At 73.1% G+C, this 17172-nt stretch carries 16 protein-coding genes and 2 pseudogenes; 5 read left to right on the top strand and 13 right to left on the bottom strand.

Translation table 11 applies throughout. The features are described 5' to 3' along the window. The first annotated feature begins 4 nt into the window (after nt 1-4). Nucleotides 5-430: a hypothetical protein gene (locus tag ANAEK_RS18230; protein WP_012527606.1), complete on the top strand. Its 426-nt coding sequence runs from the start codon at nt 5-7 to the stop codon at nt 428-430. 188 nt (nt 431-618) lie between these two features. Here the strand turns inward: ANAEK_RS18230 and ANAEK_RS18225 are convergent, their stop codons facing one another. The 3 genes from ANAEK_RS18225 to ANAEK_RS18215 form a co-directional block, all read right to left on the bottom strand. Next, nucleotides 619-1197, bottom strand: coding sequence for a dihydrofolate reductase family protein (locus ANAEK_RS18225; protein ID WP_012527605.1), 579 nt, complete (start codon nt 1195-1197; stop codon nt 619-621). Nucleotides 1198-1508: 311 nt separating this feature from the next. Beyond that, complete coding sequence (locus tag ANAEK_RS18220) at nt 1509-2660, bottom strand: M48 family metallopeptidase (RefSeq protein ID WP_012527604.1); 1152 nt, start codon at nt 2658-2660, stop codon at nt 1509-1511. Next, nucleotides 2657-3844, bottom strand: coding sequence for a YjgN family protein (locus ANAEK_RS18215; protein ID WP_012527603.1), 1188 nt, complete (start codon nt 3842-3844; stop codon nt 2657-2659). Before ANAEK_RS18215 ends, ANAEK_RS18220 begins: the two co-directional genes overlap by 4 nt. Nucleotides 3845-4244: 400 nt before the next feature. On the opposite strand from ANAEK_RS18215, the gene ANAEK_RS18210 reads away from it, so the two are divergent. The 4 genes from ANAEK_RS18210 to ANAEK_RS18195 all read left to right on the top strand — a co-directional run bounded on the left by ANAEK_RS18210 (nt 4245) and on the right by ANAEK_RS18195 (nt 8792). After that, nucleotides 4245-5441, top strand: coding sequence for a GAF domain-containing sensor histidine kinase (locus tag ANAEK_RS18210; protein WP_232288268.1), 1197 nt, complete (start codon nt 4245-4247; stop codon nt 5439-5441). 227 nt (nt 5442-5668) lie between these two features. Then, nucleotides 5669-6376, top strand: coding sequence for a gamma-glutamyl-gamma-aminobutyrate hydrolase family protein (locus ANAEK_RS18205; protein ID WP_012527601.1), 708 nt, complete (start codon nt 5669-5671; stop codon nt 6374-6376). Nucleotides 6377-6611: 235 nt separating this feature from the next. After that, complete coding sequence (locus ANAEK_RS18200; protein ID WP_012527600.1) at nt 6612-8294, top strand: FAD-dependent oxidoreductase; 1683 nt, start codon at nt 6612-6614, stop codon at nt 8292-8294. Nucleotides 8295-8378: 84 nt separating this feature from the next. Beyond that, nucleotides 8379-8792 carry a cytochrome c3 family protein gene (locus tag ANAEK_RS18195; protein ID WP_012527599.1) on the top strand — a complete coding sequence of 138 codons (414 nt, stop codon included), beginning with the start codon at nt 8379-8381 and terminating at the stop codon, nt 8790-8792. Nucleotides 8793-8934: 142 nt separating this feature from the next. Here the strand turns inward: ANAEK_RS18195 and ANAEK_RS18190 are convergent, their stop codons facing one another. From ANAEK_RS18190 to ANAEK_RS18150, 10 genes and pseudogenes are all read right to left on the bottom strand, one after another. Continuing rightward, nucleotides 8935-9318: a hypothetical protein gene (locus tag ANAEK_RS18190; protein WP_012527598.1), complete on the bottom strand. Its 384-nt coding sequence runs from the start codon at nt 9316-9318 to the stop codon at nt 8935-8937. Nucleotides 9319-9440: 122 nt separating this feature from the next. Beyond that, nucleotides 9441-10256 (bottom strand): hypothetical protein, encoded by an 816-nt coding sequence (locus ANAEK_RS18185; protein WP_012527597.1) that lies wholly within the window; start codon nt 10254-10256, stop codon nt 9441-9443. A 180-nt stretch (nt 10257-10436) separates the two neighbouring features. Next, on the bottom strand, nt 10437-11378 hold the full coding sequence (gene hflC, locus ANAEK_RS18180; RefSeq protein ID WP_012527596.1) for a protease modulator HflC: 942 nt from the start codon (nt 11376-11378) through the stop codon (nt 10437-10439). Then, the gene (hflK, locus tag ANAEK_RS18175) at nt 11375-12427 is read right to left on the bottom strand and encodes an FtsH protease activity modulator HflK (RefSeq protein WP_012527595.1); all 1053 of its coding nucleotides are present in this window, start codon (nt 12425-12427) and stop codon (nt 11375-11377) included. Before hflK ends, hflC begins: the two co-directional genes overlap by 4 nt. 120 nt (nt 12428-12547) lie before the next feature. Next, entirely contained in the window at nt 12548-13987 is a 1440-nt protein-coding gene (locus ANAEK_RS18170) for a glycosyltransferase family 2 protein (RefSeq protein WP_012527594.1), read from the bottom strand. Beyond that, nucleotides 13984-15036: a HEAT repeat domain-containing protein gene (locus ANAEK_RS18165; RefSeq protein ID WP_012527593.1), complete on the bottom strand. Its 1053-nt coding sequence runs from the start codon at nt 15034-15036 to the stop codon at nt 13984-13986. The genes ANAEK_RS18170 and ANAEK_RS18165 overlap by 4 nt, the downstream gene beginning before the upstream one ends. After that, nucleotides 15014-15394 (bottom strand): annotated as a pseudogene (locus tag ANAEK_RS23440) (YaiO family outer membrane beta-barrel protein); the annotation flags it as partial. The gene ANAEK_RS18165 and the pseudogene ANAEK_RS23440, both read right to left, overlap by 23 nt. A gap of 43 nt (nt 15395-15437) precedes the next feature. Next, nucleotides 15438-15767, bottom strand: a pseudogene (locus ANAEK_RS23435) (YaiO family outer membrane beta-barrel protein); the annotation flags it as partial. A gap of 5 nt (nt 15768-15772) precedes the next feature. Then, nucleotides 15773-16162, bottom strand: coding sequence for a response regulator (locus ANAEK_RS18155; protein WP_232288267.1), 390 nt, complete (start codon nt 16160-16162; stop codon nt 15773-15775). A 150-nt stretch (nt 16163-16312) separates the two neighbouring features. Continuing rightward, nucleotides 16313-17152, bottom strand: a complete 840-nt coding sequence (locus tag ANAEK_RS18150) for a sulfurtransferase (RefSeq protein ID WP_012527590.1) — start codon at nt 17150-17152, stop codon at nt 16313-16315. Nucleotides 17153-17172 lie beyond the last annotated feature (20 nt).

Here is a 17172-nt window from a genome sequence, read left to right as displayed (position 1 = left end):
GGAGATGCTGAGAGCGATCGGACTCGGGATCGGGATACTCGCGGCTGGCCAAGCGGTCGGGATTGCCTTCCTCTGCACGAAGTCCAATGTCGGCGTGACCGTTTCGGCGTGGGTGATCTGGGCCGCCACGGTTGCAGCGGCCTTCGTGACCGCGCGCGCCGCACCGAGATGGAAGATCGCGCAGGGCCTCTTCATGGCCGTCCCGGCGTCCGTTCTCGGGGTGCTCTTCAACATGGGATCGGAGTGGCTCGGGTTCGGTACCGACTTTCCTGGGGTTCAAGGAAGCCTGATTGTCTTCAAGTTCTCGCTGGGGTGGAACGCGCTGCTCAGCGCGCTGGGCGCCGGTGAAGGCTCCTATCCTGCGGCAAAGCAGAAGATCTGGTCGATGCTGATCAAGAGAAAGAGGGGATCCACCGCGGTTGGCGAGTAGCGTGGTTATGCAACTCGTGCCGCGCCGCATCTCCCGTATGTCTCCCGGAGCGTGGACTGTCGCTCAGTTAGCGTTCACCATTAGGCAAGCTTCAAATCCCTTTTCCGCTCCATCTAGCCCCCGGTTCCTCTCTGGAACCGGGGGCTTCTTCTTTCCGGCTCCGAGCACCACCGCGGATCTCGGTCGAGCTAACCGGTTTTCAAGGCCCCGGCGAACTTGTACGCGACGAGGATGACGCCGGACGGCAGGGCGCTCGTGCTGACGAGCTCGAATGACCGTGGCGGCGTGCCCTCGGCGAAGAAGCGCTTACCCTTCCCCAGGAGGACCGGATAGACGACGAGCAGGACTTCATCCGCGAGTCCATGCTCGAGCACCACCGACGTCAGCGTGGAGCTCCCGGAGAGGATGAGGTCCGGGCCGTCCTTCGACTTGAGGCGGCGAATGCCGTCGATGACGTCGGGCCCAAGGCTCTCCGACGGTCCCCATTCCAGACTCTCCGGACGGTGGGTCGCGACGTACTTGGTCGCCGCGTTGAGGCCTTCCGCGAGGGGACTGCTCGGCGCCGCTGGCCAGTAGCCTGACCACAGATCGTAGGTGCGACGGCCGAGCAGCAGATCGAAGCGCGCGCCGTGCGCAGCGGTGATCGCGTCGCGGCCAGCGGGGGTCCGATACGGCGCGGGCCAGTCGCGGTAGGGGAAGTCGTCGTCGGCGGAGATCTGGATCACGCCGTCCAGCGAGATGTGTTCGATGAGCCTGAGCTTTCTCATTCGAGCCTCGTGCCCTGGGGTGTCGACATGGCGAGGGAGATCCACGCCTTCGACGGGGCGGCCCGGGAGAACTCATCGATCACGCCCCAGGGGAGGCTGTCTCCTCCACGAGGTCGCCAGGCGGCCAAGCAGCGCTTCGCGTTCGACGCGGTTTTGCTTCCCGCCTGCCGCTCTGGCGCGGTGCCTGGCGCGACCTGGGCTTCAGGAACCGCCGCGCGGTTCCGCGACCGTGTGCGTGAGGATCGAGCGCGCATCGCCGCTGGATCGCGCGAGACTCCGAGCGGCGCTGCTTCTCGCAACGAGGGCGGAGCTCAGCGGTCGCCGCTGGAACGCTCCGCTTCCCGCGCTCCGCACGTCGCCGGTTCGTCCTTGCTGTCGCCATCAGGACTGCAGGGCGATCCTGCCGGCGGCGGCTCAGGGCAGCGGTAGGAGGGATCGACGCGGCCTAGATCGCGCACGTGCTGGATCCGCTCTGCGAGCTTCGGGTGCGTGGAGAGGAGCCTCGGCATCGCGCCCAGCGACGCCTCGCGCTCGACGCACTGGAGCAGGCACAGCGCCTCCACCATCGGCAGGGCGGAGCGGCCGGCCGCGCCCAGGAAGCGGACGGCGTCCTCGTCGGCCTCGCGCTCGGCGTCGCGCGAGTAGTCGAACATCGCGAGGGCGGCCGGGATCGCCGCAGCCTGGCCGGAGAAGTCGCCCCAGAGCAGGCTCGCCGCGGCGCCCACGCCGGCGCTCTTCAGGAGCGCCTGCACCGAGTGGCGTCGGGCCACGTGCCCGAGCTCGTGGCCGACGATCGCGACGAGGCGATCGTCGCTCGCGGTGCCGCGCACCAGGCCATCGAGCAGGATCACGGTGCCGCCGGGGAGCGCGAAGGCGTTCATGCTCGGCCCGAACCCGGCGGACCGGAAGACGAGACGGTACTTCACCGCGGGCGCGCCGAGCCGCGCCGCCTCGTCGACCCGCTCTTGCGCCGCACGCTGCTCCTCCTCCGAGAGCGCCGTGGGTCGAAGCAGGTGGCCGTCGAGGAGCTCGAGGACGCCGTCCCCGAGCCGCCGCTCCGCGCTCACCGGCAGCGTCCGGGCGATCCAGCCCGCGGCAGCGGGGAGCCCGTAGACGTAGGCGGCGACGATGACCCCGACGCACGCGACGACGGCGCCGAGCGCGGCGCGCCAGCGCGCCTCGAGCCGATCCACGAGGTCAGGCCGCCGGCCCGCGGCGGCGAGCGCTGCGGTGAGGGCGGTGCCGTCCGTCACCTCGACCACGGCGCCGCCGGGCAGGCCGATCTGCCGGGGCGCCGTGGCGAACGCCTCGGTCACGGTGAGCAGGGAGAGGCCCTGCTCGGAGAGGAGCGCGCCCTCGGGCGTCGTGACCGTGAGGACGCCCCCCGCGATCGTGATCCGGACCGGCGTCGCGGCGGCGCTACGTCCATCGAAGAGGAGGCCTTCGAGGACGGTCTCGCTCACAGGCCGATGTCCCACCCGAAGAAATCGACCGCGCCCTCGCCCGTCGCGGAGCGCTCCGCGGACATGCTCCCCGCCGCGATGGTCTCGAGAGGCGCTCCCGCCTCGAGGGTCATGCACTCGAGCCGGTAGCGCGCGATCGCCACCGCCGCCCAGGGCCAGTACATGCCGAGCGTGAGGAGCGTCAGGGCACCGTTGACGATCCACACACGCATGAGGCCGCGCGCCGTGATGCTCGTCGCGAAGCGCACCGGGCCCGCGTGCGTCCGGGCCCAGACCAGCCGCTGCAGGCGCGCGGCGAAGATCGCGCCGACCACGGCGTACGTGAGGCCGAGCACGGCGTAGGTGACGACCATGATCGGGACGATCGCGCGCGTCATCGCCCCCGGGTCCTTGACGCCGCCCGTGGCGGCGAACACGAGGGCCAGGGTGATCCCCAGCAGCAGGATGAAGGGCAGGGCGAAGAGGAGGGTCTTGCCGTACAGGCCGTAAAACGCGCCGGTGGACGGCTCGAACTCGAACGCGAGGTTCCCGTACTGCGCGCGGCCGTGCTGGTACGCCTTCAGCCGCGCGTGCAGCCAGGGCCAGAACGCGAACACCGCGAGCTCCACGAGCAGGATCGGCAAGGGGTTCGCCTGCTCGCCGGGCGCGATCCGCTGAACGGCTGCGAGCGAGCCGACGAAGAAGACCCCGAGGACCACGCCCGGCGCGAGGACCGTGTAGGCCCGTCCGGCGGTGGAGTCGAACCCGAAACGCAGCCCCCGCCAGCTCGTGTTCGCGAGCTTGAACCGCATGGACTTGTAGAAGAACCAGGGGCCGAGCAGCATGAGCACCGCGCCGGCCACCAGCCCCGCGGCGACCGAGATGCGCCCGGCGACCGAGTACGCGAGGAAGACGGCACCGGCGAGCAGCCGGCCGCGCAGGATCGCACCGGGGTTCCCGTGGTACTGGAACGCCGCGCCGGCGAGCTGCGTGTTGCTCCAGAAGTAGCGCGTCTTGCGGACCTTCGCCCACGCGGACCAGATGCCGAGGGTCACGAGGGTGAGGAGCAGGTTGACGATCCAGATCCGGAAGTACTCTCCGCCCGACCCGGTGAACCGGATCGGCAGCGGCTGGGGCTGCGGTGCAGGCTCGGTCGGGAAGGCATCGGCCGGTGCTGCGGGCATCGACGCGGCGAACTCGGTCATGGGTGGTCCCCTCGATCCGCCGCGGGCCAGGGCGGCCGCCTGCGCGGAGCCCACAGCGCTATCACGGAGAGTCGTACGAAGCCTACGGGGAACTTCACTCTGCGCACAAGGGGAGAGGTGTGCTTCTCGCGCCAGCTTCGGTGGATCGCTGCCGACGTCGTGAGCGGGGCGCGGGAGGAGGGGGATGGATCACATCGGTTGCGGTGGCGCCGAGCCCCTGACCCGGGCGACGCCCACCTGGGACTTCTTCTGTGCGGCTCGGCGCCCCCCTGGATCTCGTCCCTCGCCCCAGGGCTTGCCCCTTGATCGCGTGCTCCTTTGGTCGGGCGGGGTGGATGGAGCGCATGTTCTTCGAGGCCGTCCTCGGCGGCGCACGAGGGACCGGGTTACGATGACCCGCATGGCCCTCTCCGCCCGAGCGCAGGCGCGGCCGAGTCCGGCCCCCGCCGACAAGGTCCTCGACCTCATCGACGTGGCCCGGGCGCTCGCGATCGCTCCGGACGTCGAGGGCGTCGGCCGCATCGCCAAGGTCGCAGCCCGGAGGCTGCTCGGCGCGGACGGGGTGACGTTCGTCCTGCGCGAGGGTGACCTGGTCCGCTACGCGGACGAGGACGCCATCTCTCCCCTCTGGAAGGGGACCGCGTTCCCGGCGAGCGCCTGCATCTCGGGGTGGGCGATGGATCACCGGGAGACGGTGGTGATCGAGGACGTGTACGCCGATCCGCGCGTCCCGCACGACGCGTACCGGCCCACCTTCGTGAAGGGCATGCTGATGGTGCCGGTGCTCACGGCGCAGCCGGTCGCGGCCATCGGCGCCTACTGGGCGGAGCGCCACGCGGCCACGCCCCGCGAATCGGCCCTGCTCGAGGCGATCGCCGGGTTCGCCGCGGCGGCGCTCGAGCGCGCGAAGCTCGAGCGTGAGCTCCGCTCGGCGGTCGCGCTCCGCGACGAGCTGCTCGGGCTCGCGGCGCACGAGCTCCGGACGCCGCTCACCGTCCTCAACCTGGCCGTGAGCGGCGTGACGCGCGCGCTGGAGACGGCCGACGTGGACGGCGCGCGCCGGGCGAGCGAGCGCGTCCAGCGCGGCACCGAGCGGCTCGCGCGCCTGGTCGAGATGCTGCTCGACTCGACCCGCCTCGCGCAGCTGGAGATCCCGCTCACGCGCGAGCCGGTCGAGCTGGGTGGGCTCGTCGCGCGGGTGGTCGCCAGCCTCGCCGGCGCCGGCCGCGTCCGGATCGAGGCGGAGCCCGGCGTCGAGGGTGAGTGGGATCGCGCCCGCCTCGAGCAGATCGTGGCGAACCTGGTGGGGAACGCCCTCAAGTTCGGCGAGGGGAAGCCGGTGGACGTGTCGGTGTCGTCGCACGGCGACCTCGCCCGGCTGGTGGTCGCCGACCAGGGCGCCGGGATCCCGGAGGAGGAGCGGGCGCGGCTCTTCCGCCGCTTCGAGCGGGGCGCGGCGGCCCGGGGCGTCGGCGGGCTCGGGCTCGGGCTCTGGATCGTCCGGCAGAACGTCGAGGCGCACGGCGGGGCGATCCACCTGGAGAGCGGCCCGGGAGCCGGCACGCGCTTCACGGTCGATCTCCCACTCTCGGCGTGAGCCTGTTCGAGCAGTTCCTCTCCTTGCAGCTGCCTGACCGCGGAACCGGTTGCGCGGCTCGGGGCGCCTCCCCTCGGCGTGCAGGGGGCCGGCGGGCTTGCCCCGGATCCAGGCACCGACTGCTCGGCAGCGGGTACCCGTTGCCGCTCGTGCGGACGTGACGAGCCGTGCGTGGCGACGCTGCACGACCGCGCTCGCTGGCGCCCGGGTTGCAGTGAAGAGCCTGCATGAAGCGGATCCTCCTCGTCTGCACCGGCGCTCCGCCCGCCGCGATCGCCGCTCGCTGGGGCGCCTTCGACGCATGGTTCGAGCGGCTCATCGGCGGCCGCGCAGAGGTGGAGCGCGCCGATGCCCGCGCGCCGCTCCCGGCCGTGGGCGGGTTCGACGGCGCCATCCTCACCGGCTCGCTGGACAGCGTCACGGCGTGGGCGCCCTGGATGCAGGCGACGGCAGCGTGGGCGCTGGCGGCGGCGCGAAGCCGCCCGGTCCTGGGCGTCTGCTTCGGCCACCAGCTCCTCGCGCGCGCGCTCGGCGCCCGCGTCGAGCGACGCCCGGCGGGCCCCGAGGCGGGCACCGTGGAGGTCGCGCTCACCGCCGCAGGCCGCGCCGATCCGCTGTTCCGCGGCCTCCCGCCCCGGCTCGCGGTCCAGGAGGCGCACGAGGACCACGTCGCGTCGGTCCCGCGGGGCGCCATCGTGCTGGCCCGGAGCGAGCGGACCCCGATCCAGGCGTTCGCAGTCGGCGACGCGATCCGCGGCGTGCAGTTCCACCCCGAGGTGGACGCGGGCCGCTGCCGCGCGCTCGCGGAGTGGAGTCGCGCCGCGCTGGACGGTCGCGCCGCGGGTGGCTGCTCCGCCGCGATCGGCTCGATCCGCGAGACGCCCGAGGCGGAGCGCGTGCTCGAGGCCTGGCTGTCGGCGTTCGTCGGCGCTTGACCCGGCGCGGGCGCCGGGACGGCGCAGGGCCGGACGCCGGCGGCGCGGCGGCGGGTCGCACGTCGAACTGTCGCGCCCGGCTCTCGTTCCGAGAAAGGGATTCTCGGACTGAGGGCCGCGGCCCTGGACGCACGACGCCCCGCGCCCGGATCCACGCGGGGTTGCGCCGCCAGCCGCCATGGCACGCCCGCTGCTCAGGGGCGACGTCCGAACCCCCATCCAGAAGGAAGGCGGCATGAGCAAGGACAGGTCGCACGGTTCAGGAGCGCTGGACCCCTACACGAAGGACGTGCTCGAGCGCGGTCTCTCGCGCCGCAGCTTCCTGCGTCGCGCGGCGGTCGGCGCGGCGGGCGCGGGCGTCCTCGGGGCCACCGGACTCTCGGCGGGACCCGCCAGCGCGGCGGACAAGGGGCTCGCCTACGCGAAGAGCTCCGACGGCGGCGCGACGCTCTCGTTCATGCCGAAGCCGAAGCCCATCGCGGAGAAGGACATCGCCACCACGCAGACCTTCGACGTGGTCGTGGTGGGCGCGGGCGCCGCGGGCGTCCCGGCGGCGCTCTCGGCGGCGGAGCACGGCGCGTCGGTCGCGGTGATCCAGAAGGCGCCCTTCGCGATCTCGCAGGGAAACTCGGGCACCGGCATCGACCTCGCGAAGAGCGACAAGGCCGGCGTCGAGGCGCTGGTCGCGAAGCTCCTCGCGGACAACGCGCACCGCCCCAACCCCAAGCTCATCCGGCAGTGGGCGTACAACTCCGGGGAGGCGGTCTCCTGGGTGATCGACCGCGCCAAGCGCGGCGGCGCGCAGGTGATCGACCAGGGCAACCTGCAGCAGCGCGCCATCCTGAAGGTGAACGGCTACACCCTGAACTACGTCACCTCGTTCTTCGGGCCGAAGCCGTACACCACGGGTGACGGCATGCGCGCCCTCGCCACCGTCGCCGAGAAGGCCGGCGTCCGGTTCTTCTACGGCACGCCCGCCGCGCAGCTCGTGCAGGACCGGACCGGCGAGGTGAAGGGCGTCATCGCGAAGGGCAAGGACCACCGGTACCACCGGTTCCTCGCCAGGAAGGGCGTCATCCTCGCGACCGGCGACTACCAGAACAACGAGGCGATGAGCAATTACTTCCTCCCGGACCTGAAGCACCTCGGGCGGAAGCAGCTCGACAAGACCGGCGACGGCTTCGTGATGGCGTACTGGGCGGGCGGCGTCATCGAGCCGATCGGCCACACCAAGATGCTGCACGACTTCGACGCGGGCCCCGCGTCGATGTGCGACATGCCGTTCCTGGCCGTGGACCGCGAGGGCAAGCGGTTCGTGAACGAGACGGTCGAGATGTCGCTCGTCAACAACTACCTGCGCGACGAGAAGAACGCGGGCCACTACTCGCAGATCTTCGACTCGAACTACATGACGCAGGCGGCGAGCTGGCCGGGCAAGCTGGTGCCGCCCGAGGGCCTGAAGAACTACATGCCCGACGACCCGGGCCCGAAGAAGGGCGTGTTCGAGTCCCTCGTCAACACGCACGTGGCGGACACGCTCGAGGCGCTTGCCCGCAAGATCGAGGTCGACCCCGCGACGCTCGTCGCTACGGTGAAGCGGTACAACGAGCTCTGCCGCCAGGGTCAGGACGCCGACTTCGGCAAGCCGGCCGACAGGCTGGCCCCGGTCGAGAAGCCGCCGTTCTACGGCATCCACCGCAAGGTGCGGGTCTCCGCCATCTGCTCCGGCCTGCTGGTCGACGAGCAGCACCAGGCGCTCGACGCGGACGGCAGGAAGATCCCGGGCCTGTTCCTGGTCGGCAACCTCGGCGCCGGGTTCTACGGCGGCACCGACTATCCGCTCACGGTGTTCGGGCTCTCCCTCGGCCGCTGCTACACGTTCGGCTACCTGACCGGCCGTCACGTCGCGAAGCTGTGATCGGCGACGGGACCCCGCGCGACTGAATTCATTCCGACGCGCAGGGCGCCTCGCGTTCGCGCCCCGCACGTCACTGGAGACGACATGAACTGGATGTCCCGGCGGAAGCTCTTCGCCCTCTCGCTCGCCTCGATCCTCGGCGGCCTCGTCGCGGCGCAGGCCTCGGCGGCCGACGCGGTGACGGCCGCCACACCGAAGGCCGCTCCCGCCGCCCAGGCGAAGGCCGACGCCCTCGCCAAGGTCCACGCGGCGGCGGGCGTGAAGTGCGCCCAGTGCCACGTGAAGGCGGCGAAGGCCGCGCCCGTGGAGATGGACCGGTGCGTGAGCTGCCACCCCACCAAGGAGCTCGCGGGGCAGACGGCGGGCGTGAAGCCGCGCAACCCGCACGAGAACCGGCACTACGGCACCGAGCTCGACTGCAACGCGTGCCACCACCAGCACCGGCAGTCGGAGAACTTCTGCCTGCCCTGCCACAACTTCGCGTTCCAGGTGCCCTGAGCGGATCCGCATCACGCGTGTGCAGCACGGCGGCGCCCCGCCCCCTCTCCCCCGAGGGGCGGGGCGCCGCTTGGTCTCGGGGCGCCGGGAAGGACGACCGCAGCGCCCGCCGGCGAGCGGCGGCATCCGTCGGTGCGCCCGATCACACCGCGCTGCCCCGGACCGGCCGCCCGGCGAGGCGCTCGCGCGACAGCCGGAGCAGGCCAGCCACCAGCAGCACGATCACGGCGGCGTGGAACGCGAGGTCGGGCGCGGTACGGGGGCCGATCCCGATCGCGATCGTGAAGAGCCCCACCGCCGTGCCGAGGAGCGCGAACGCCTGCGCCCCGACCGCGAAGCGCCGGGTCGATGCACGCCGCGCGATCGTCGCGAGCAGCGCCGCCGCCAGCACGAGCCCGATCACCGTCTCGGCGGTCGCCGCCCGGGCATGCTCGTGGCCGCGCCAGAGCACGCCCGAATGCACGCCGGCGGCCGCCAGGAACGCGGCCGCTTCCACCGTCAGGAACCAACGAGCCACGCGCGCCACGGCATCCTCCTCGTCCACGCCCCGCGGACGACGAGACCATGGCCACGGGCGCGAGGCGGTTCAACGAGAGAAACACTTCGACACACTCGCGCAACCCGTGCCGCCTCGGCGAGCCCATCCGGTCAAGGTGCTCGTCCCGGCCGGTTGTCACGCGGCGCCGTGTGCGCCTGGACCGGCGGGTGGCCGCGCGCCGGGCCACGCGGGATGACGTCGATGGTGACGCGGGGGTCGTCCTTGGCGGCGAGGTTCTGCTCCGCCCGGACGAGCGCCCGCGGCTCAGCGCGCGTGAGCCACAGGTACGAGTCGGGCGCCTTCACGAACACCGAGACCGGGAAGGGCAGCTTCGGGTGCAGCGTGTAGCGAACGCACGGGATCGTGCGCCCGGCGGCCTCGACCGGCGCGCCTCCGTCGTTCCGGATCTCGAGCGTCACCGTTCGAGGCTTCGGTGTGAACGCGACGAACGTGATCTTCGCCGACGCGCCCTCGTCGAGCGCGAGCTGGCTCGCGGCGAGCGCGACGCCGTAGCCGGCGAACGCGCGGCCACGCGGCACCTCGAGGCCCTCGTCCTCGCGCTCGACCCCGTGCTTCCCGCGCACCGCGGAGCGCGCGCGCCCGGTCGCGAAGTCCACCTCGAAGCGGCGCAGCTCGCCGCTGCCATCCGTCTCCACCCAGGCGTATCGCTCCTGGGCGAGCTCGGGGGAGAGCGCGAACTCCGCCGTCTCCTCGGCGAGCCGACCGCCCGGGAACACCCACCGCGCGCGCACGAACAGCCGCTCGCCGCGCCGCTCCTGCACGAGCTCCCCGTCGGCGATGACCGCACCCGAGCGATCGCTCATCGACGGGAACCCGTGCAGCGCGCCCGGAGGCGAGCGCACCTCGACCGCCCCGGCGGCCGGCGCCAGGAGCGCGAGGGCGAGCGCGAAGGCAGGGCGCGTCACGTCCAGAGGTTGGGCACTGCTGCGGGCGAACGCGCCGTGTCCGGGCGCGGACACGTTCGCGGCGGCGGGAGGCCGAGGAAGGAGGCGTACCTTGGCTGGGCGTGACGCGCGGTGGCGCCGTCGCGGGTCCCTGAACCGGCACGGATCCGCAGCCCGGGTGAGCCAGGCGGGTCGAGCGGCTCACTGCTTCTTCGAGCTGCGCAGGTACCGGTAGAACTCGGAGTCGGTGCCGAGGAACAGCGAGGTGGAGCCGTCCACGGTGCGCGGGTACGCCTCGAGCGTCCGCAGGAACTGGAAGAACTCGGGGTCGCGGCCGAACGCCGCCGCGTAGATCCGGGTCGCCTCCGCGTCGGCCTTGCCGGACACCTCCTGCGCCTTGCGATACGCCTCGGAGCGGATCGCCTTCAGGTCGCGCTCGCGCTGGCCGCGGATTTCCGCCGCCCGGCCCATGCCCTCCGATCGCGAGCGCTCCGCGATGCGGCGCCGCTCGGAGATCATCCGGTCGAACACCTTCACCTGCACCTCGTTGACGTAATTGATCCGCCGGATCTGGACGTCCACGAGCTCGACGCCGAACTCCTTCACCACCTCGGCGGCGCGGTCGCGGATCTGCCGGGTGAGCCGGTCGCGCCCCGCCTGCACGGTCTCGAGCGCCTCGGCGCCGCCGAGCTCGGCGGAGTACTCGTCGTCCTCGAAGGTGCGGTTGGTGGTGCGCACGGCCTCGATGAGCGCGAACGAGGCGATGGCGTTGCGCGTCTCTCCGTCGATGATGTCGTCGAGCCGCGACTGCGCGTTGCGCTCGTCCCGCAGCCGCTGGAAGAAGCGCAGCGGGTCCACGATGCGCCACCGGCCGAACGTGTCCACCCAGATGTACTTCTTGTCCTTGGTGGGGATCTGGTTCGGATCTCCCCGCCAGTCCAGCCAGCGCCGGTCGAACCGGTTCACGGTGTCGGCGAACGGGAGCTTGAAGTGCAGGCCGGGCACGGTGATGGGCTCGCCCCGCGGCTCGCCGAAGCGGGTGATCACCGCCTGCTCGTTCTCGGTGAGCGTGTACGTGCTCGCGGTCACGGCGAAGAAGACGACGACGGCGAGGACGGCCGTCACGACGGCGGCGCGGGTCATGGCTGCCCCTTCACCTGCGCCGCGGCGCCCGCGGCGGGCGGCGCGCCCGCGCCGTTCATCCACAGCATGGGCGTGACGCCCTTGTGCGACTCGTCCACCACGACCTTCTGCCGCGTGCGCTGGAGCACCTCGGCGAGCGTCTCGAGGTACATGCGCCGGCGCGTCACGTCGGGCGCCTTGCGGTACTCCTCGTGGATGCGGACGAAGCGGTCGGCCTCGCCGCGGGCGCGGTTCACGCGCTCGATGGCGTAGCCCTCGGCGGCGCGCAGCGTCTCCTCCGCCTCGCCCCGCGCGCGCGGGATCTCGCGGTTCAGGTCGGCGTACGCCTCGTTGATGGCGCGCTCCTTCTCCTGGAACGCCTGGTTGACCTCGTTGAAGGACGGCTTCACCGGGTCGGGCGGGTTCACGTCCTGCAGCACCACCTGCTGGATGTCCACGCCGGTCTCGTAGCGATCCGCGAGCCCCTGCAGCAGCGCCTTCGCCTCGGTCGCGACCCGCTGGCGGCCGGTGGTGAGCACCTCGTTCACCGAGTGGTCCCCGACCACCGCGCGCATCGACGCCTCGGAGATGTCCCGCAGCATCGCCTCGACGTTCTTCACCTTGAACAGGTACTGGTACGGATCCTTGATCTTGTACTGGACGATCCACTCCACCACCGCGACGTTCAGGTCGCCGGTCAGCATGAGCGACTCGCGCACCAGCTCCGGCTTCTCCGGCTGGTAGGTGGTCCGTCCGTCGAGGTGCTCGGTGCGGAAGCCGAACTCGGCCTTGAGCTGCCGCTGCACCGGGACCTTGGTGATGCGGTCGACCCCGAACGGGATGCGGAAGTGCGGCCCGGGCTCGACGGTCCCGATGAAGCGGCCGAGGCGGAGGATGACCCCGACCTCGTCCGGCTCCACCTGGACGTAGGACGTGGTCACGCCGACGAGCGCCACCAGCGCGGCGATCACGAGCGGCAGCCGTCCGCCCAGCGAGCTCCACAGCCCGCGCCAGAAGTCACCCGGTCCCGGCTTCTGCGGTCCACCCACGACCCGAGGGCTCGATTCCATCCATCTGGCTTCGCCCGGTTCCACCCAAAATGCAAGCCGGCGGGGCGCACGTTCGGTGATGCGCGGCGGCGTCCGGGGTTCACGCGGGGGCGAGCCGCCCCGCTCCACCCGCCGGCGCGGCTACGCCGCCCGCCCGGCGTCCTCGTGGTCGCGCGCCTCGGCGTCCGCCGCGGCGGCGGTCGCGGGCGAGCCCCAGGCGATGGGCCGGCGGAACAGCCAGCTCAGCATCCCGGAGATCCGCCAGAAGGCGGTGAGCTGGCGCAGGCCGAGGTTCTCGACCAGCACCGCGCCGATGAGCGCCGCGAGCTGCTTCGGGCGCTGGTACACGTGGAACGACTTCTCCTCGAGGAGCAGCGCGTTCGCCGAGAGCAGCGTCGCGACGCCGAGCGCGGCGACGAAGAACGCGGCGAACGAGCTCCAGGAGATGACGCCGAGCGCCCAGGCGGCGCCGATCACCACGTACCCGGCCACCTCGACGACGGGACCGAACGCCTCGAAGAAGAGCAGGTTCGGCACGGTGAGCCAGCCGGCGGCGCCGCCGCGGCGGTGGAACAGGAGCTCACGGTTGCTGGAGATGGCCTCGAGCAGGCCGCGGTGCCAGCGGACGCGCTGCTTGCGGAGCGCGGCGAGCGTGTCCGGCACCTCGGTCCAGCAGATCGGGTCGGGCACGAACGAGATGCGGTAGGGGCGGCCGGAGAGCCGGTAGAGGCGGTGCAGCCGCAGCACGAGTTCCATGTCCTCGCCCACGGTGTCGGTCCGGTAGCCGCCGACCTCGATGACGGCGGTGCGGCGGAACATCCCGAACGCGCCGGAGACGTTGGGGAGCGCGTTCACCGGCGCCCAGCCCAGCCTGCCGAACAGGAACGCCCGCAGGTACTCGAGCACCTGCACGCGGGCGACCCAGCCGCGCGGCATCCCGATCTCCTCGACGAACCCGTCCACCACCCTGCAGCCGTTCAGGACGCGGATGGTGCCGCCGCAGGCGATGGTGGAAGGGTCCTCCAGGAACGGCCGGACCACCCGCGCCACGCTGTCGCGCTGCAGCACCGAGTCGCCGTCCACCGCGCAGAACAGCGGGTACCGGGCGGCGTTGATGCCCGCGTTCATGGCGTCCGCCTTGCCGCCGTTCGACTTGTCGAGCACGCGCACGTTGCGGTGACGGAGCGACCGGTACACGCGCCGGACCGGCGTGGAGGGCACCGAGATGCGGTACGCCTCGGGGAACGGGACGAGCTCGAACTCGCGCGTGAGCACCTCGAGCGTGCGGTCGGTGGAGCCGTCGTTCACCACCACGATCTCGAGCTCGGGGTACTCGAGCTGGAGCAGGCACCGGATGGTGCCGGCGATGGTCTCCTCCTCGTTGAACGCCGGGACGATGATGCTCACCGGCGGCTCGAGCCGGGAGAAGAACCGCGGCAGGAGGAGCGACGCCCGCGCGTCCGCGTCGCGCGCGATGACCCGCAGCGAGACGAGGTTGAGCGCGAGGTACGACACGGTGAGCGCGATGAAGTAGGCGAGGAACGCCCACTGCACGACCTCGATGACCCGGAGCAGCGTCACGACCGCACCTCCGCGAGCGCCTGCCGGACGATGTCGCGCGCGTAGCGGTCGCCGGACGCCTCGGCCAGCGCGAGCACCTCCTGCGAGGTGCCGTACGGGCGGGCGGCGAGCGCCTGCGCGGCGCGGTAGCGGACCCACCACTCCGCGTCCCGCAGGAGGCCGGCCAGCAGCTCGCGATCGGCCCGCTCGCCCACGCGCCCGAGCGCGGCGGCCGCCTGCACCCGGACCGACCACGACGCGTGCCGCGCGGCGCGCCGCGCGGCGTCGAGGAGCTCCGGGCTCCGCACCTGGCGCAGCGCCGCGGCGAGGACCTCGGGCTCGTCGGCGCGCTCGAGCAGCGCGGCCAGGATCGGCTCGACGCGGTGCGCGTCCACGATGGACGCGAGCGGGAGCAGGCGCACCAGCGCGGGACCGGGGAGCGCGGCGCAGAGCGCGGCGAAGCGCTCCGACACGCGCGGCGGGCTCGCCTCCCCGAGGACGCTCGCGAACAGCGGCACGGGCCAGTCGCCCCGCCGGGCCAGCCGCGGCAGCAGCTCGGCCGGCGCGCCCTCGGGATCGATCCGCACCAGCGCGCGGGCCGCCGCGAGCGACAGGTAGGAGCGCGGGTCGTCGAGCCAGCGGAGCACCTCGGCGCGATCCTCCGCGCGCCCGAGGTAGCCGAGCGTCCGCAGCGCCAGCACGTGCCCGAGCGCGTCCTCGCGGCGGAGCCGGGCGGCGGCGAGCGCCCCCGCGCCGAGCGCGTCGCCGACCCGGGCCAGCCGCTCGAGGGGCTCGCCCCGGATGCCGTCGAGGAGCTGGACCCAGAGCAGCAGGAACGCGTCCTCGTCCTCGGGCGGCAGGGCGGGCAGGTGCGGGCTGCCGCCGGCGATCGCCTCGAAGAGGATCGGCCGCCAGCGCGCGACCACGTCCTGGCGGCGGGTCTCCGCCCGCGCCAGCCGCCGGCGCATGCCGAGCACGCGCGCGACGAGCACGGCGCTCAGCAGCGCGGTGAGCAGCCCGGTCGCCCAGGCGGCCCGGACCACCGGCTCAAAAGCTCCGGCGAACGCCAAGGCGCCCTCCCACCCGCGTGTAGAGGTCCCCCTGCCGCTGCGCGGTCAGGTCCCAGGTGACCGCCCAGGTGGCCGAGAGCGTATGGGCACCGGTGAGCGCGGCGCCGAGCACGTCGGTGCGGAGCACCGCCCCGCCGCCCAGCGACTCCAGCTCGCGCCCGGCGGCGACGGACACGCCCACCCGCCCGCGCTCGCCGTAGTAGAGGTCGAGCGCGAGCCGGCCGCTGCCGCTCCACTCTCCGTGCATGCCCGCGGCGGTGCCGCTGGCGGCCGCGCGCCAGCGCCCGAAGTACCGCTCCAGGCCGGCCGTGGTCAGCGCGACGGTGCTCGCCCCCCAGCTCGCCGTCGTAGCGGAGCAGGCGACCGCCCAGCGAGGCGACCCAGCCCGCGCCCAGTCCGCGCTCGGCGCGCGCGCCGGCCGACCACCGCGGGAGGAACTCCCAGGTCGGGCTGGCCGAGCCCTCGACCCCGAGCACGAACCCGGCGACCGGCGCCTGGGCCCAGACCGCCGCCTCCACGTCGTCCTCGCGGAAGCGCGAGGCCTCGCGCAGGCTGCCGCCCGCGGCGAGCGCGCGGTCGCGGTCGGCGGCCCAGGCGAGGTCGAGCGCGGTGGTGCGCCAGGCCGGACGATCGCCGGAGAGGGCCTCGGCGCCCTGGCTCAGCTCGACGGTGGCTGCGGCGGCGACGGCGGGGACGGCGAGCGGGAGGAGCAGGGCGAGCGCCGCGAGCACGCGCCTCACGGCCGGTCCTTCGCGAGCCGCTTCAGCTCGGTGATGAGCGCGCCCGGATCGAACGGCTTCTCGAGCCAGGCGTCCACCCGCGCGGCGCCGCCGCCGATGGAGCGCGTCGCGCCGAGGAGCAGGATGGGCACCTCGCCCCAGCGCGGATCGGCGCGGAGCGCGGTGGCGACCGAGAGGCCGTTGCGGCAGGGCAGGAGTTGATCCAGCACCACCGCGCTCGGCGGCTCGTTGCGGGCCGCGTGCTCCAGGGCGGCGCGGCCGTCGCCCACGACCTCGGGCGCGAACCCCTCGCGCTCCAGCAGGAACGCCAGCAGGCCGGCGATGTTCTCGTCGTCCTCGACCACCGTGATCCGGCGGGGAGGGCGGTATCCCGCACGCGTGTCCACGGCGAGGACTGTGACCGCAGCGGGCCTGCGAGGGTATCGCGTGGTCGTGGGGTGTGGTGTGCGTGCGAGGCTTACATCGTTCACGCTCCGTACCTGGAACACGGGTCGGGAGCGCGTACCGGGAGTGCGTGCGCCCTCACGCGCGCCGGCTCAGCCGTTCCCGATCGGCCGCCCGCTGCGGCACCACTCGCTGAACGAGCCCACGTAGAGCGCGGCGCCGCCGAGGCCGGCGGCGTCCAGCGCGAGCAGCGTGTGACAGGCGGTCACGCCGGATCCGCAGTGAACCACGAGGTGCTCGGGCGGGGTGCCGCCGAGCAGCGCCAGGTACTTCCGGCGCAGCGCCTCGGGCGCGAGGAACCGGCCGTCGGGGCCGAGGTTCTCGGCGCAGGGGAGGTTCAGGGTGCCGGGGATGCGGCCGGCGATGGGATCGAGCGTCTCCGCCTCGCCGCGCCAGCGCTCGCGCGCGCGGACGTCGAGCACCTTCCACGCCGGATCCCCGAGGCGGCTCGAGACCTCGTCGATCGAGAGGGTGGGGAGCGACCAGCGCGAGGCCGGATACGCCCCCGGCGCAGGCGCCGGCGCGGGCGCTGCGGTGGTCACCGGGACGCCGACGTCCCGCGCCGCCTGGAACCCGCCGTCCAGCACCGCGACCTGCGCGTGGCCGAACGCCCGCAGCATCCACCAGAGACGCGCGGCGGCGTTCTGGCCACCCGCCGCGTCGTAGACCACGACGCGGGTGTCCGGCCCGATGCCCCACGCGCCGAGCTGCGCGGCCCAGGCGGCCGGCTCGGGCAGCGGGTGGCGGCCGCCGCGGGCCGGATCGAAGCCGGGGGCCGACGCGGTGCTGAGGTGGACGTTCAGGTCGGCGTGGAGCGCGCCCTGGAGGTGCCCCGCGGCGTAGGCCTCGGGGCCGGGGCGGGCGTCGAGCAGCCGGACGTCCTGGAGCGAGGTGAGCAGGGCCGGGGCGGGGATGAGCGGGCCGAAGCGCATCCCTCCCCATCTAGCACGCG

It is taken from the genome of Anaeromyxobacter sp. K (assembly GCF_000020805.1).
Lineage (GTDB): Bacteria > Myxococcota > Myxococcia > Myxococcales > Anaeromyxobacteraceae > Anaeromyxobacter > Anaeromyxobacter dehalogenans.
Note: the sequence above shows the minus strand (reverse complement) of the source record. Positions and strands in the feature narration are given on the sequence as shown.

Coding starts and splice junctions, on each gene's coding strand:
- ANAEK_RS18230 (WP_012527606.1), top strand. CDS start 5: ATGCTGAGAGCGATCGGACTCGGGATCGGGATACTCGCGGCTGGCCAA.
- ANAEK_RS18225 (WP_012527605.1), bottom strand. CDS start 1,197: ATGAGAAAGCTCAGGCTCATCGAACACATCTCGCTGGACGGCGTGATC.
- ANAEK_RS18215 (WP_012527603.1), bottom strand. CDS start 3,844: ATGACCGAGTTCGCCGCGTCGATGCCCGCAGCACCGGCCGATGCCTTC.
- ANAEK_RS18210 (WP_232288268.1), top strand. CDS start 4,245: ATGGCCCTCTCCGCCCGAGCGCAGGCGCGGCCGAGTCCGGCCCCCGCC.
- ANAEK_RS18205 (WP_012527601.1), top strand. CDS start 5,669: ATGAAGCGGATCCTCCTCGTCTGCACCGGCGCTCCGCCCGCCGCGATC.
- ANAEK_RS18200 (WP_012527600.1), top strand. CDS start 6,612: ATGAGCAAGGACAGGTCGCACGGTTCAGGAGCGCTGGACCCCTACACG.
- ANAEK_RS18195 (WP_012527599.1), top strand. CDS start 8,379: ATGAACTGGATGTCCCGGCGGAAGCTCTTCGCCCTCTCGCTCGCCTCG.
- hflC (WP_012527596.1), bottom strand. CDS start 11,378: ATGACCCGCGCCGCCGTCGTGACGGCCGTCCTCGCCGTCGTCGTCTTC.
- hflK (WP_012527595.1), bottom strand. CDS start 12,427: ATGGAATCGAGCCCTCGGGTCGTGGGTGGACCGCAGAAGCCGGGACCG.
- ANAEK_RS18150 (WP_012527590.1), bottom strand. CDS start 17,152: ATGCGCTTCGGCCCGCTCATCCCCGCCCCGGCCCTGCTCACCTCGCTC.